Annotated in this window: 13 protein-coding genes and 1 pseudogene; 13 read left to right on the forward strand and 1 reads right to left on the reverse strand. The window is 68.2% G+C overall.

All coding sequences use genetic code 11. The features are described from left to right. Positions 1-411 precede the first annotated feature (411 nt). Positions 412-1104, forward strand: coding sequence for a VOC family protein (locus tag VFF46_RS36530; RefSeq protein ID WP_325041838.1), 693 nt, complete (start codon positions 412-414; stop codon positions 1102-1104). A 1115-nt stretch (positions 1105-2219) separates the two neighbouring features. Here VFF46_RS36530 and VFF46_RS36535 read toward each other — a convergent pair. Continuing rightward, entirely contained in the window at positions 2220-2825 is a 606-nt protein-coding gene (locus VFF46_RS36535; RefSeq protein ID WP_325041839.1) for a hypothetical protein, read from the reverse strand. A gap of 81 nt (positions 2826-2906) precedes the next feature. Here VFF46_RS36535 and VFF46_RS36540 point away from each other — a divergent pair, with 81 nt between their 5' ends. The 12 genes and pseudogenes from VFF46_RS36540 to VFF46_RS36595 all read left to right on the forward strand — a co-directional run. Then, positions 2907-3710 (forward strand): GNAT family N-acetyltransferase, encoded by an 804-nt coding sequence (locus VFF46_RS36540; RefSeq protein ID WP_325041840.1) that lies wholly within the window; start codon positions 2907-2909, stop codon positions 3708-3710. Between the two features lie 57 nt (positions 3711-3767). Continuing rightward, positions 3768-3992 (forward strand): hypothetical protein, encoded by a 225-nt coding sequence (locus VFF46_RS36545; protein ID WP_325041841.1) that lies wholly within the window; start codon positions 3768-3770, stop codon positions 3990-3992. 52 nt (positions 3993-4044) lie between these two features. Beyond that, positions 4045-4434, forward strand: coding sequence for a hypothetical protein (locus VFF46_RS36550; RefSeq protein WP_325041842.1), 390 nt, complete (start codon positions 4045-4047; stop codon positions 4432-4434). 82 nt (positions 4435-4516) lie between these two features. Beyond that, positions 4517-5626: a GNAT family N-acetyltransferase gene (locus tag VFF46_RS36555; protein WP_325041843.1), complete on the forward strand. Its 1110-nt coding sequence runs from the start codon at positions 4517-4519 to the stop codon at positions 5624-5626. Continuing rightward, positions 5598-6548: a potassium channel family protein gene (locus tag VFF46_RS36560; protein WP_325041844.1), complete on the forward strand. Its 951-nt coding sequence runs from the start codon at positions 5598-5600 to the stop codon at positions 6546-6548. The genes VFF46_RS36555 and VFF46_RS36560 overlap by 29 nt, the downstream gene beginning before the upstream one ends. 184 nt (positions 6549-6732) lie before the next feature. Continuing rightward, entirely contained in the window at positions 6733-8526 is a 1794-nt protein-coding gene (locus tag VFF46_RS36565) for a hypothetical protein (protein ID WP_325041845.1), read from the forward strand. 125 nt (positions 8527-8651) lie between these two features. Further along, positions 8652-9641 carry a LacI family DNA-binding transcriptional regulator gene (locus VFF46_RS36570; RefSeq protein WP_325041846.1) on the forward strand — a complete coding sequence of 330 codons (990 nt, stop codon included), beginning with the start codon at positions 8652-8654 and terminating at the stop codon, positions 9639-9641. Then, positions 9638-10558 (forward strand): sugar ABC transporter permease, encoded by a 921-nt coding sequence (locus VFF46_RS36575; protein WP_325041847.1) that lies wholly within the window; start codon positions 9638-9640, stop codon positions 10556-10558. The genes VFF46_RS36570 and VFF46_RS36575 overlap by 4 nt, the downstream gene beginning before the upstream one ends. Next, positions 10555-11388, forward strand: a complete 834-nt coding sequence (locus VFF46_RS36580; RefSeq protein WP_325041848.1) for a carbohydrate ABC transporter permease — start codon at positions 10555-10557, stop codon at positions 11386-11388. The genes VFF46_RS36575 and VFF46_RS36580 overlap by 4 nt, the downstream gene beginning before the upstream one ends. 21 nt (positions 11389-11409) lie before the next feature. Next, complete coding sequence (locus VFF46_RS36585; protein ID WP_325041849.1) at positions 11410-12693, forward strand: sugar ABC transporter substrate-binding protein; 1284 nt, start codon at positions 11410-11412, stop codon at positions 12691-12693. Further along, positions 12693-13832, forward strand: coding sequence for an ADP-ribosylglycohydrolase family protein (locus VFF46_RS36590; RefSeq protein ID WP_325041850.1), 1140 nt, complete (start codon positions 12693-12695; stop codon positions 13830-13832). Before VFF46_RS36585 ends, VFF46_RS36590 begins: the two co-directional genes overlap by 1 nt. Beyond that, positions 13829-14466 (forward strand): annotated as a pseudogene (locus tag VFF46_RS36595) (ADP-ribosylglycohydrolase family protein); the annotation flags it as partial. The gene VFF46_RS36590 and the pseudogene VFF46_RS36595, both read left to right, overlap by 4 nt.

Genomic DNA, 14466 nt, shown 5'->3' on the forward strand with positions numbered 1-14466 from the left:
GTCTAGACACGTTCTGCCCCATCGCGATGTTACGAGCACTCGAGCCGATTTGGAAGATGCAGACCGTTGCAGCCTGATGCAAGTCCGCGTGCCCCACGAGAGCCGATCTACGGAGGCCTCCTGCATGTTGAAGCCTGCGGCCTTGGCAAACGGCGTCACCAGCGTCAGTGACGTCAAAATTGGCTGACAACTTCCGGCCCAACCACCGGGTGCCGTCACAATTCACGGAGATCTGACGTCAGAGAACACGGTCAGAGCCAGTGGCGGTGATGCCACTGTCCGTACGTCTTTTGACTGCCCTGTGGAACAGCCGCCAGTACCAGCGTTATTAGGCCTGCGGCGCATGCACCAGAGACTGTTTCAGGAGGAACGGTTGGTGGGACTGACAGTGTGGGCTGCAAGGATGCTGCCATGGAGCAGGTACTGAGTCGGCAGGAAGCGTCGGAGGCGGTCGAGGACTCCGGGTGGCGCTTCTTGCTGGGCACGTTGCGCACGTCGGTCTCGGTTGAGTCGTTGGTTGGGGCGATCGGCCTCGCAGCGGACGCTGTGGCGGTGTGCGGCGGCGACGCCGATGGGCATCTCGTGGTTGATGCCCGCGCTGACCGGCTCGTCCTCACTCTGCAGTCGTTGAAGCACGCGGCGGTTACCACCCGGGATGTCGAACTCGCGCTCCAGATCTCTTCCACTGTGGACAGGGCCGGGCTTCGGACGGAACCTGGGATCGGAACGACGGCACCGCGATCGGTCCAGATTCTGGAGATCGCGATCGATGCTTTGGACATAGCCCGTATTCGGCCGTTCTGGAAGGCGGTGCTTGGCTATACCGATGAGGCTGGTGCCGACGGACCGGAGGATCCGCTTATCGACCCCGTGGGGCAGGGCCCGGCCGTCTGGTTCCAGCAGATGAACGAGGCGCGCCCGCAGCGCAATCGCATCCATTTCGACGTCTGTGTTCCGCATGACGAGGCATCCCGGCGCATCGAGACCGCCCTGGCGGCCGGCGGCCGACTTGTGTCCGCGACGCGTGCCCCCGCTTTCTGGGTGCTCGCCGACCCGGAGGGCAACGAAGCCTGCGTAACCACCTGGCAGGGCCGCGACGGCTGAAACCTTCTTTCAGCTCCTCGCCGATGCCTACGTCCGGCGCGGCTGCCCAGAGCGGACTGCGAGCGTGTCAACGTGGCCCCGGCGCGATGGACGAGACGGTGCTGTGGATCCTGGGCAGGACATGGGGGTGATGCATCCACCTGTCACCACACCTGGTCACTACCAGGTCCACCCAGTCGGTGCACCACATGCACCACTCGCCACGGTCGGCCGCACGCAGCACGTCCGCCTAGTAGTCACTCCTACTCGGGGGTTACTACATCACCCGTCACCCAGGCCCACCCGTCACCCAGGTCCACCCATCACCCAGGTCCACCTGTCACCGACATCCGCTCATAAACCACGTCCACCCGGTCTGGGGACCACATGCGCCACTCACCACGTTCGGCCTCACGTAGCAGGTCCGCCTAACTGTCACTCGCGAGCGGCAGCTCGCAACTCCCGGCGCCAGCCGGGCACTTACCGGCGCTAAGCCGGTGGGTGGGTGGGAGCGCGCGGAGCGGGTGCGGGAGGGAGCGGAGCGACCGGAGCGCCTGCGGAGCACGCGGGGGGCTACCACGTCCACCTGTCACCCACGTCCACCTGTCACCCACGTCCACCCGTCACCCACATACGCTCACAAACCGCGTTCACCCGGTGGCTGCACCACATACACCACTCACCACGTTCGGCCACGCGTAGCGCGTCCGCCTAGTAGTCACCCGCGAGCGGTAGCTCGCGACTCCCGGCGTCAGCCGGGCACTGCCGGCGCTAAGCCGGTGGGCGGGAGGGAGCGGAGCGACCGGAGTGCCTGCGCAGCACGCGGGGGCGATTACCCCCACCCGTCACCACACATGCTTACCCACCATGCTCGCCAGTCGGTGCACCACGTGCACCAAGTGGTCACCCGCCGGGGGTGATGGCGCGCACCGAGTGGTTACCCGCCGAGGGGTGAAAGATGGTGGCGTCGGGCCGGGAAGCGCCTCACGGCGCGTGGCCGCTCGTAGCGGCTTATTTTGGGACCCGGGGCTTGCACCGGCCCGACACCTCGAACAGTGTAGCGGGTGCTCAAACGCCTTGTCCTGTGGGGATTCCGGGGTCCGGGACGCTATAACACCAGAGCGCCCGGCGTGCAACTACCAGAGGTGTCCGGCGCGTTCCGCGCGGGCGGCGGTTTCGAGTTGGTCTGCGGTCTCGACCAGTTTGGCGGCGGACAGGACGCGGTCGTGGCCGTCGTCGGCGAGGTGGGCGCGGCCGGTGGCGATGATCCGGGCGAAGGCGGCGGCGCGGTCGAGGGTGGTGGCGAAGTCGCCGGTCGCGACGCCGCGCAGTACGGCGTCGACCATGTCGCGGACCTCGGCGGGGCCGGGGGGTTCGGCGACGCCGGCGACGACGGCGTGGACTTCGGCGTACTCGCGGCCGGTGGTGAACTCGCGGGACACTTCCTCGGCGTTCGCGTGCACCCAGGAGCGCAGGACGTACAGCCGCCAGAGCGCCCCGGGGAGCGAGTCGGCGGGGGAGTCGGACCAGAGTTCGGCGAGTTCGTCGAGGCCGTACTCGTCGGCGAGTTTGACCACCCGGGCGTGGACCTCGGCGTCCTCGGACTTGCGTACGCCGCGGACCAGCAGTTCGGCGGTGCGGTGCGCGGCCTCGGTCACGGTCGCCGGGTCGGCGGCACCGGGCAGCGACTCGAACAGCTTGTTGCCGGGCAGGATCGGCCGTCGTGGATTGGGGCTGGTCACGGCCTCCATGGTGCCTGAACCGCCCGGCACCCGCATGCCGACCCGCGAAATCGGGTTGCGCGCCCTGGTCTACTGATTCCCGTGATTCCTCTCGACAGCTCACCGGAGGCGCTCGCGCTCCGGACCGCGTTCGACCAGCAGATCCGTACCCGCCGCGGCGGCGCCAGTACCGGTACCGCCGAGCATCTCGGCGCGCTGATCCGGCAGATCGGCCTCCGTGGCGACGGGTTCGTGCAGTACCTCGGTGGCGTCGACGGTCCCGAGCTCGACAAGCTGATCGCCGAACAGGTCGCCTTCTTCCGGGAGCGCAAAGCCAAGTTCGAGTGGAAGTACTACACGCACGATCTGCCGGAAGACCTTCCGCAGCGGCTGACCAAGGCCGGGTTCGTGCCGGAGGACGAGGAGTGCCTCCTGATCGGCGACGTCACCGAGTTGCCGCGGGAGGTCGTACTCCCGGAAGGGATCCGGCTGCGCGAGATCACCGAGCGCGCCGACCTGGAGCGGATGCAGGCGATGGAGGAAGAGGTCTGGGGGTACTCGCACGACTGGCTGCCGGAGGCGCTGAGCGCGGACATCGCGAACGCCGACGAGCCGGGCACGGTGCTGGTGGCCGAGACCGACGAGGACGACCCGAAGATGGTCTGCGGGTCCTGGATCCGGTTCCACCGGGGCACCGACTTCGCCTCGCTGTGGGGCGGCTCGACGCTGGCGGAGTGGCGCGGCAAGGGCATCTACCGCGCGCACGTCGCGTACCGCCGGAACCTCGCCGCCGCGCAGGGCTACAAGTACCTGCAGGTCGACGCGTCGCCGGACAGCCGCGGCATCCTGGCCCGCCTGGGGCTGCGCCCGGTGTCGGTGACGGTGCCGTACATCTGGAAGCCGTAAGCCGAATTCCGGCGGGAAATGCGCGATCCGGGGAGCAGGGCGCATACTGGTCCTCTGATGGAGCCTTCTCGCGCGACGACGCGTCGTCACCTGCCCACGAGTCCTTTCAGCCCCCGGGTCGCTGCCCCGATCAAGACGTTCGAGGAGGGGGACCGGGTCTCCCACGACCGGGAGGGCATCGGCCGGATCACCGCCGTCGAGGGCACCCACGCGGTGGTGGTCGACCTCGGCGGCAAGCTACTCCGCGTCATGTCACCGTTCGACAAGCTGCACGTGCTCTGACGCCTACCCGCAACTGGACGCCGTGACCGGCTGAGGTCAGTACCCTCGTTCCATGGCGAGTGGAGCGGGGAAGAACAGTCAGCTGGCCAAGAACCTGGTGAAGTACGGCGTGCGCTACGGGCCGCTGGTGGTCGAGGCGGTCCGGCACGGGCGCGAGCCCGCGCAGCAGGCGATGCAGGCCGCCTGGGCGAAGCGGACCGCCCGCCGCAAGGCGTTCGAGCACGCGACGACGGTGCGCGACGGGACCTTGCTCAAGGTGATCAAGGACGGCCAGGCGATCTTCTTCGTGTTCTCCGGCGACGCGATCGTCACGACGTACCCCGCCGTACCGCAGGCGACGTACCCAGAGCTGCTCCGGCACGCGGACCTGGACAAGCGCGAGACCCCGGTGGTGCTGCCGAGCAGGCGTCCGCATCTGCCGAGGATCCGCCGCAAACGTTGACGCGCGCGTAACATCCCGGACCCGGCCGGGCAACAGGCGGGACGCACAGTGGAGGGACGTTTCCACGAGGGAGGGCGTCCGCATGCTCTGGAAGATCAGGACCGAACTCGCCGACCGGCCCGGTGCCCTGGCCGAACTCGCCGCACGGTGTGGTGCGGACGACATCAACATCCTGCACCTGGAGGTCTTCACCGCCGAGTCCGGCGCGATCGACGAATTGGTCGTCTCCACCGGCGCCGGCTGGAGCGCCGACGACCTGGCCGCACTGGTCGCGGAGGCAGGTTGTGTCCGTACGACGGTCCGCCCGTGTCAGGCCGACGTACTCCACGACGCGCCGACGCGGTACCTGCGTGCCGTACTGCGGCTGATCGACGACCCGGTGTCCGTGGACGACGAGCTCGGCAACCTGCAGGGGTTCGACGAGTACACGCCGGCCGAGTGGGCGCGGGCCGACGTCCTGGTGGAGATCGCCGGCCGGCTGGCCGAACGGTACGAGACACCGGCCGGCCCGCGGCCCGGTACCGGCGTGCCGACCACAAGAACCGCGACCGTCGAGGACGCCGAGGCGGTCGTCGCGATGCACGACCGGTGCTCGTACGAGAGCCGCACCCGCCGGTACCACGTACCGATGCCGAAGCTGACCGCCCGTACGGCGCGACACCTGTCCGCACCGGCCGGTGGCGTGTCGATCGTGGCCTGCGTCGACGGCGCGGTGATCGGGATGGCGACGGCGGCGCCGTGGGAGGAGCTCGGCAGTACGACGATGGAGGTCGCCGTACTCGTCGAAGACGGCTGGCAGGGACAGGGTCTCGGCCTTCGGCTGCTGCGGCAGGTGGTCGACGGAGCTCGCGAGCGCGGCGCCGATCGAGTGGTCTGCATGGTGCAGCCGGAGAACCACGCGATGCTCCGCACCCTGGAGCGGCTGCGGATGCGGTCCCGGGTGGTCCGGGACGGCGACAGCCTGATGGTGAGCGTCGCACTGTCCGACCGGAGCCTGTCGCATGAGGTGGATCGGCCCGCGGTGCCATATCGTCTGAACCGTGCCACCCCTTCCCACTGGTCGGAACCCCCACGGTCTGCTGGTCAACCTGCCCGCGAGCACACGCTCGCCGCTCTTTCAGCTCTTCAGCCGGTTCCTGATCGCGCTGGGGCTGCTGACCGTGATGGTGCTGATCGTGGTGGTCGACCGTGACGGGTACCGGGACAGCTACGACGGCAAAGTCGACCTGATCGACAGCATCTACTACGCCACCGTCACGCTCACCACGACCGGGTACGGCGACATCACTCCGGTGTCGCCCGGCGCCCGGCTGGTGAACGCCTTCATCGTGACGCCGCTGCGGATCGCGTTCCTGGTGGTTCTGGTCGGTACGACACTGGAAGTGCTGGCCAACGAGGGTCGCCGGATCATGCGCGACACGCGCTGGAGGAAACGGATGAAGGACCACACCATCGTCGTCGGCTACGGCACCAAGGGCCGGTCGGCGGTGCACACCCTGCTCAGCAACGGTGTGAAGCGCAACAGCATCGTGGTGATCGACCCGCGGGCGCAGGCGATCGGGGACGCGGGCAACGATCAGATGGCCGCGTTCCACGGCGACGCGACGAACCGGACGGTACTGCGGCGTGCCGAGGTGGTGTCGGCCCGCGAGGTGATCGTGACGACGGACCGGGACGACTCGGCGGTACTGGTCACGCTGGCGGTCCGGCAGCTGAACCCGAACGCGCACATCGTGGTCGCGGTCCGCGAGGAGGACAACGTCCCGCTGCTCCGGCAGAGCGGCGCGGACGCGGTCGTCACGTCGTCGGAGGCGGTCGGCCGGCTGCTCGGCCTGTCCGCGGTCAGCCCGAACCTCGGCGAGGTGATGGAGGACCTGCTGACGTACGGCGAGGGCCTCGAGGTCGCCGAGCGTCCGGTGCTCGGGCGGGAGGTCGGCAAGCCGCCGTCCGCGCTGCCGGACCGGGTGGTGTCGGTGGTGCGGGACGGCAAGGTGCACCGGTACTACGACTCGAACGTGTCGGTGCTTGCCGCCGGCGACAAGGTGATCGTGGTCCGGCCGGCCAAGGAAACCCCGTGGGCCGAGCGCCCCGGCGCCGACGAGAACGAAGACTGACGCGCCGGCCGAGGACGCCGCGACGCCTGCTGAGCGCCCGCTGAGAAGCGTGTTCACCTATTGACAGTGGGTGACAGCGAGGAATAAGCCTGGGCTTGTTGCACCGACGGCGGTCCACAAGGGGGCCCTGAGCCGTCGCCGGCCCAGCCTGGGGCCCCTCTTTCTGCGGGGTGGAGGCACGCCGATGCGCGGAATGCATTCTCGCTGGGGGATAGGTGCCGCCGTCATCACACTCGCGATCGCGATGATGCCGGCTCTGGGATGGCAGGCGACAGCTGCGGGTTCGGGGGCGACTTCGGGTGGGGTCAAGCCGAACGCGACCGGGATGATGGACTGCAACGGGTTCAGCCCGAAGTACACAGCGGTCAAGCACGGACTCGGTGGCCTGTGCACCGACCCGGTGACCGTCGACAAGAACGGAGTGCCCTGGCGGTTCGAGGACAACGAGCACTACATCGGCCATGACGAGCCGTCGGTCAAGTTCATCTCGAGCCGGCCGGGCAGCGCGAACGACATCAGCTACCTGATGCGGCTCGCCAAGGACCCGAAGGCCACGCCGACGGTGGACGGCAAGACAGTCACCAAGTACGCCGAGCTCAGCCCGGCGCCCTGGTTCGGGCTGCCGCTGTGCGACCCGAAGTCGTATCCGCAGAACGCCTGTACGGCGAACAGCGACACCAACGGCTCCGCGATCAACGATCCGAACGCGGCCGGCTCCGCGTTCATGGAGCTGCAGTTCTACCCGCCGGGGTTCGGGCCGTTCGTCGACGGGCCGAGCTGCGACGCGGGCCACTGGTGCGCGGCGCTGACGATCGACAGCCTGAGCTGTACGTTCGGCTTCGCGACCTGCAACAACAACTGCATCGAGCCGGTGAACTTCTCGTACCTGCAGACCGACGGGGTGCCGTCCGGTCCGCCGAGTCCGCAGCTCACCGACGTGTCGACGCTGACACCGAACAACAAGACCCTGAAGATGCGGCAGGGCGACGTACTCCGGGTGGTGATGCGCGATACAGCGCACGGCTTACTTGCTGAAATCAACGATCTCAGTACGGGCCGCACCGGGTGGATCGTGGCCAGTGCGGCGAACGGCTTCATGAACACGAGCATCGCGGACTGCAGCGGGACGCCGTTCGACTTCCACCCCGAGTTCAGCAGCGCGCAGCAGCAGAACCAGGTGCCGTGGGCCGCGCTCGAAGGCGGCGTACTGATGCAGGACGAGCTCGGCCACTTCGAGGCGTGCTCCAGCGTGTCGAGTCCGCTGCCCGTCAAGGAGACCTTCGCGAACGGGCAGAGCTTCTCGGACCCGAACGTGTACCAGGTCTGCAACGGTGGTGCCGAAGGCAACGGTTCCGGTGAGGGGCCGTGCAACCCGGCGACCGGGATCTGCCAGAACGCGACCACCGAGACCGGCGCCGCCTGCCCGACGAACGACTCGGCGAGTGGCGTGAACTGTGAGTTCTCCGGTGCGAACTGCATGATCGCCGGTCCGCGGACCACGATCGTGAACGGCAAGGCGGTGGTCGAACGGTGGCCGATCGCCGGATGCCAGGAGAACGTGTTCGAGAACGGTGACCTGGACTTCGACGGGTCGTCGTACCAGCCCGGCTGGCCGGACGGTACGGCGGCGCATCCGGGATCGTTCGAGTATCTCGGGCCGTTCACCGGCGGCGGGCACACCTATCCGTCCGTCCAGTTCGAGACCAACGTGGGTGCGTCGGAGATCCTCTGCAACACCCAGACCGGGGCTGGCTGTACGGCGAAGCCGGTAGGGGCCGCGTTCTACCCGTTCTGGACCCTCGGACGGTCGTCGCTGGGGTCGGGCGTGTGCGTGTGGAACTTCGGCAACGTGATCGCGAACCGGACCAAGCAGACGTTCGGCGAGACGGCACAGTACGGCGTACCGGATCTGGCCCGCTTCGGCGGGACGTCGACGAGTCCGGTCCTGCCGAACCCACAACTGAGTACGCGTTGTTGAGATAACAGTTCGATTGCACGGTCCGCAGCGGTGTCCGCTGCGGACCGTGCTGTGTTGACGGGGAGCGGGCGGCGACCTAGGCTCGGGCGTGTAAACGATTACAAGAACGATTACAGGAGGTCGGCGTGAGTCGTCCGACGATCGCTGGGGTGGCCCGGGCGGCCGGGGTCTCGGTGGCGTCGGTGTCGCGCGTGCTGAACGGGCTGCCGGCCACCGAGGAGATGACCGAGCGGGTCCGGCGGGCGGTCGCCGAGCTCGGATACGTACCGGACGCGCGAGCGCGGTCGCTGAAGGTCGGGCGGACGTTCCAGCTGACGCTCGCGGTCGCGGATGTCGGGAACCCGGTGTACGTGACGATGATGCGGGCCGTCGAGGAGGTCGTGTCCGCGGCCGGGTACCGGCTGGTGGTGACCACGACCGGACCGGAGGTCGTCGACGAGGTCGCGCTGGTGCAGGGGATGGCACGCGGGTATGCCGACGGGCTGCTGATCAGCCCGATCCGCGTCGACGAGGACCTGGTGAAGGCGATCCGCGCGTGCGAGGTACCCGTGGTGGTGGCCGGTAGCGTCCCGTCCAGGGCCGGCGTCGACACGGTACGGGCGAACTCCCCGAAGGGCATGCTCCTCGCCGTGGACCATCTGGTCTCCCGGGGCCGCACGCGAATCGCCTTCTTGAACGGCCCCGCCGACACGGTCCCTGGCGCAGCCCGCGCGAAGGGCTTCGCCGAAGCCTTGAAGGCTCACGACCTGGAGCCCGCCGCGCTTGCCGAAGCGAGCGACTTCACCTTCGCCGCCAGCCGCATCGCGGCCCCGGAACTGCTGAAGAACAGTGGGTTTGACGCGGTGGTGTGTGCCAACGATCTGCTGGCAGTGGGTCTGATGCACCAGCTGGCGGCGGCTGGGCTCGACGTACCGGACGACGTTGCTGTGGTGGGGATGGACGACAGTGAGTTGGCTGAGCAGAGTTTTCCGCCGTTGACGAGTGTGAATCTCGGGTCCGCGGAGCGGGGACGGCGGGCGGCCGAGTTGCTGCTGGCGCGGATCGAGGACAACGAGCGGACGCCGCGGCGGATCGTCGTCCAGCCGTCGCTGAGTATCAGGAGGTCCACCCCGTGACGGCGACCCTGACCGCGCCGGCGCCGGTGAAGAAGAAGCCGGGGAAACCCAAGCAGAACAGGGAAGCGATCCTGCTGTTCCTGCCCGCGTTGCTGCCGGTGCTGATCCTCAGTGTCTACCCGCTGATCCGCGGCATCGCGCTGGGCTTCACCGATGCTCGCGCCGGCCTGCACGTGCAGACGAACTTCGTCGGCTTCGGCAACTTCGCCAAACTCCTGCAGAACAACCTGTTCTGGGACTCGTTCCGGATCGGCGTGATCTGGACGTTGTCGGTCACGATCCTGCAGTTCGTCGCCGCGCTCGGCCTCGCGCTGCTGCTGAACACCGACCTGAAGTTCCGCGGCGTCGCCCGTACCCTCGCACTGATCCCGTGGGCGATGCCTCCGGTCGTCGTCGCGATCATGTGGCGCCTGCTGCTGCACCCGACGAACGGCCCGGTCAACGAGATCCTGCAGAAGCTGCACCTCACCGACCACCCGATCAACTTCCTCGGCGATTTCAGTACGGCGCTGCCGGCCGTGATCGTGGTCGGGATCTGGGTCGGCATGCCGATGACCACGGTCACGCTGCTGGCCGGCCTGCAAGGCATCGACCGCACCCTGTACGAAGCGGCCGCGGTCGACGGCGCGGGCGCGTGGCGCCAGTTCTGGAACATCACGCTCCCGCAGCTGCGGACCGTGATCGTCGCGATCACCAGCCTGGACATGATCTGGAACTTCAACTCGTTCGGCCTGGTCTACGTCCTGACCGCCGGCGGCCCGGGCGGCAAGACCATGCTGCCGATGCTGTTCGCGTACAACGAGGCGTTCCGCTACGGCAACTTCGGGATGGCCGCCGCGATGGGTGACGTGATGGTGGTCATCATCATCCTGTTCCTGTTCTTCTACCTGCGGAACCGCCTGCGGAGCGAAGCATGAGGACGAAACCCGCCGCCCGCGTCCTGCAGTACGTCGCGGTGATCGCGTACCTGGTCTTCCTCGGCTTCCCGTTGCTGTGGTTGATCTCCAGCTCGCTGAAGTCGCCGCAGGAGTTCGCGAGCATCACGCCTTCGATCCTGCCGAAGCACTTCGACCTGTCGAACTACAGCGACGCGCTGAGCGAGCAGGGCCTGGTCCGTGGGCTGGTCAACAGTCTGCAGATCTCGATCTACAGCACGATCCTGGTGCTGATCGTCGCGCTCCCGGTCTCGTACGCGCTGGCCCGGTTCCGCAGCCGGTTGCGGCCGCTGACGAACGGCTGGATCCTGGTCAGCCAGGTGTTCCCGGTGATTCTGATCGTGATCCCGCTGTTCATGATCCTGCGCCCGCTGCACCTGACCAACACGATCCCCGGCGTGGTGATCGTGTACATGGTCTGGTCGCTCCCGTTCGCGCTGTGGATGCTGCAGGGGTACGTCGCCGCCGTACCGCGCGAGCTGGAGGAGGCCGCGTCCGTGGACGGCGCCTCGCGACTGCGCACGATCGTCTCGATCGTGATGCCGCTGCTGAGGCCCGGGCTGATCGCGACCGCGATGTTCACCTTCATCTCGGCGTGGAACGAGTTCTTCTTCGCGCTGGTGCTGCTGCAGGACCCGCAGCTCAAGACACTTCCGCTGGTGCTCGCCCGCTTCGTCGGTGCCGAGGGCCAGGTGCAGTTCGGTCCCTTGGCAGCCGCCTCGGTCCTCGCGACCGTGCCAAGTCTCGTGTTCTTCGCCTTCCTCCAGCGCCGGTTGACCTCCGGCCTGCTGAGCGGCGCCGTAAAGGGCTAGCCCCATCCCTGAGGAGATGCAATGAAGAAAGTAGTGACCGCTCTGATGGCGGCGGGCGCACTGGTGGCGCTCGCGGCCTGCGGGGGCAACAGCAACGGCAACAACAGCTCGGGTTCAGGGTCGAACGAGAAGGTGACGCTCAAGTTCCAGAGCCTCGCCTTCCAGAAGACGACCGTCGCGGCGACCAAGAAGATCGTCGCCGATTGGAATGCCGCCAATCCGAACATCCAGGTCGAGTACGTCCAGGGCAGCTGGGACTCGGTCCACGACCAGCTGGTGACGCAGTTCCAGGGCGGCACCGCGCCGGACATCATCCACGACGAGTCCGCGGACATCACCGGATTCGTCAACCAGGGCTACCTCGCGGACCTCTCGCCGTACCTGAGCAAGGAGACCAAGGACGCGGTCCCGCAGGGCGTCTGGGACACCACCTCCAAGGACGGCAAGATCTACGGCGCGCCGACGCTGCTGCAGTCGTACGTCGTGTTCGGCAACACCGCGATGCTCAAGGCGGCCGGGATCACCGCGACCGGTGCCTCGCTGAGCTGGGACGACCTGGCCGCGGACGCGAAGAAGCTGACCGCGGGCGGCAAGTACGGTCTCGGCTGGGGCCTGAAGAGCCCGACCGCGACGATGCTGAACCTCGGCCTGAACTTCGACGCGAAGTACTTCGACGGCACCGGCCAGAACGCCAAGGCGATCGTCGGCGACGCCGAGCTCGAGGTGCCGAAGCGGATCCACGCGATGGCCTACGACGACAAGTCGATCGAGCCGACCTCGCTGACCCAGGGCGGTACCGACGTACTGCCGGGCTTCTACGCCGGCAAGTACGGGATGATTGTCGCGGGCAACTACGTCGCGCAGCAGATCGCCGAGGAGGCCCCGAAGGGCTTCCAGTGGGAGGTGCTGCCGCCGCTCAAGGGCACCAGCAGCAAGCAGGCCGCGAACCCGCAAACCCTGTCGGTGCCGGCCGAGGGCAAGCACATCGAGCAGTCGGCGAAGTTCATCGACTACTTCATGAAGGCCGAGAACCTGGCCGCGGTCGGTCAGGGCGACTGGCTGATCCCGACCACCCAGGTGGCCCGGGACGCGATCCAGAAGGCCACCGGCGGCAAGAACGGCTGGACCCAGACGCTTGCCTCCGGCACCGAACTCACCAAGGCGCCGTTCCAGAGCGTGGACAACTACCCGAAGTGGAAGGACCAGATCGCGACGCCGGCGTTCCAGGAGTTCCTGGCGAACAAGACCGACCTCGCGGCCCTGGGCAAGAAACTGAGCGACGGATGGGGCCAGGTCAACAACTGATGCCTTCTGCACTGGAAGACAAGGCGGTCGGCGTGCTCGCCGGCGCCGCGGTCGGTGACGCGATCGGCGGCGCCGTCGAGGGCTGGACCCCGGAGGCGATCCGGGAGCGGCACGGCGGCTGGGTGACCGGCATCGTCGGCCCGTGGTACGACGACTGGCGCACCGCGCGCCCGATCGCGCCGTACCACAAGGGCGACGGGCACATCACCGACGACACCTTGATGACGCACGCGCTGGTCGAGGTGTACGACGAACGCCGGACGCACCTGGACGCCTACGCGGTGGCCGAGTCGCTGGTGCCGAAGATGCTGAACGGGACCCGCTGGGTCCCGGAGCTCGAGGCGGACGCGTTGCTGCTGCAGCGGGTGTTCCTGGCCGAGAAGTGGCTGGTCGCCCGCCTGCACTACGGGCACGTCGACCCGCGCGAGGCCGGTGTCGGCAACATCGTGAACTGCGGTGCCGCGATGTACATGGCGCCGGTCGGGATCGCCAACGCGGGCGATCCCGAGGGCGCGTACGCCGAGGCGCTGGACGTCGCGGGCGCGCACCAGTCGAGCTACGGGCGGGAGGCGGCCGGCGTGTTCGCGGCCGCCGTCGCCGCCGCGATGGCGCCGGGGGCGACCCCGGCGTCCGCCGTCGGGACCGCGCTCGGGCTGGCCAAGGACGGCACTCGGAGGGCCGTCGAGGCGGTCGCCGAAGCGGCCCAGGACATCACCGACTGGGAGCAGGCGATCCCGGTCCTGCGGAAGGCGGTCGAGCCGTACGACACGGTCGGGCCGAACTATCGCGAGCTGTCCATGGATGCGCGGCGGCCGAGCCGGACGAAGGCGATCGAAGAGCTGCCGGTCGCGCTGGGTTTCGTGCTGGTGTCCGAGGGGGATGTTCGTCGCGCGGTGCTCGGCGGGACGAACTACGGGCGGGACGCGGACTCGATCGCTTCGATGGCAGGGGCGATTGCCGGCGCTTTGAACGGACTGAGTGGCGTGCCGCAGGACTGGACAACAGACATTGCCGAGGCGAGTAAGACGGACCTGCTGGCGCCCGGCCGGGTGATGGCTTCGGTGGCCGCGGACCTGCAGGTAGCGGATGCCCGTCGGTGGGCCTTACGGAGCGAAGTACTGGAGAAGTTGACGCGATGAGATTGACCTGGGTGCAGCCGGAGGATCTGTTGCCGCACCAGTTGGTGCAGGCGCGGTCCGAGGGGATCGACGTCACGGACGTGCAGGCGCGCTGGCTGGCGGCCGGGGGTACGACGGACGCGCCGGTGTCCGGGGCCTCCGACGAGCCGGCCGCGCCGGCGCTGCGGGCGCTCGCCCGGGAACTGCTGGAGGTGCTTGACGCCAGATCAGGGGACTGGCGTGAACCCACCGTCCCGGACCTTCCGTCGCTGGGCATGCCGGCCGACCTCGAGACCCGCACGCTGAACGCCTGGCTCGGCCGGTGCGCCGGGAACCTGCTCGGCAAGCCGGTCGAGAAGATCCCGCGCGCGGGCATCCGGGAGATCCTGGAGAGCTCCGGCCAGTGGCCGCTCACGCAGTACATCACCGCGGCCGGCGTACCGGACGACATCCAGCGGCGCTGGCCGTGGAACCGGCGGTCGAAGCCGACCAGCCTGCGCGAGGTCATCGACGGGATGCCCGAGGACGACGACATCAACTTCGCGATCCTCGCGCTGCTGATGATGGAACGTTTCGGGCCCGGGGAGCATGGCCTGACCACCGAGGACGTCGCGCAGAGCTGGCTCGGCGACCTGCCGGCCGGCCGCGTGTTCAC

This window comes from Kribbella sp., from assembly GCF_035655035.1.
In the GTDB taxonomy this organism is placed as follows: Bacteria; Actinomycetota; Actinomycetes; order Propionibacteriales; family Kribbellaceae; genus Kribbella.

Excerpts from the sequence above, each read along its gene's own strand:
- VFF46_RS36530 (WP_325041838.1), top strand. The coding sequence starts at position 412 with ATGGAGCAGGTACTGAGTCGGCAGGAAGCGTCGGAGGCGGTCGAGGAC.
- VFF46_RS36545 (WP_325041841.1), top strand. The coding sequence starts at position 3,768 with ATGGAGCCTTCTCGCGCGACGACGCGTCGTCACCTGCCCACGAGTCCT.
- VFF46_RS36550 (WP_325041842.1), top strand. The coding sequence starts at position 4,045 with ATGGCGAGTGGAGCGGGGAAGAACAGTCAGCTGGCCAAGAACCTGGTG.
- VFF46_RS36555 (WP_325041843.1), top strand. The coding sequence starts at position 4,517 with ATGCTCTGGAAGATCAGGACCGAACTCGCCGACCGGCCCGGTGCCCTG.
- VFF46_RS36560 (WP_325041844.1), top strand. The coding sequence starts at position 5,598 with ATGGTGCTGATCGTGGTGGTCGACCGTGACGGGTACCGGGACAGCTAC.
- VFF46_RS36565 (WP_325041845.1), top strand. The coding sequence starts at position 6,733 with ATGCGCGGAATGCATTCTCGCTGGGGGATAGGTGCCGCCGTCATCACA.
- VFF46_RS36580 (WP_325041848.1), top strand. The coding sequence starts at position 10,555 with ATGAGGACGAAACCCGCCGCCCGCGTCCTGCAGTACGTCGCGGTGATC.
- VFF46_RS36585 (WP_325041849.1), top strand. The coding sequence starts at position 11,410 with ATGAAGAAAGTAGTGACCGCTCTGATGGCGGCGGGCGCACTGGTGGCG.
- VFF46_RS36590 (WP_325041850.1), top strand. The coding sequence starts at position 12,693 with ATGCCTTCTGCACTGGAAGACAAGGCGGTCGGCGTGCTCGCCGGCGCC.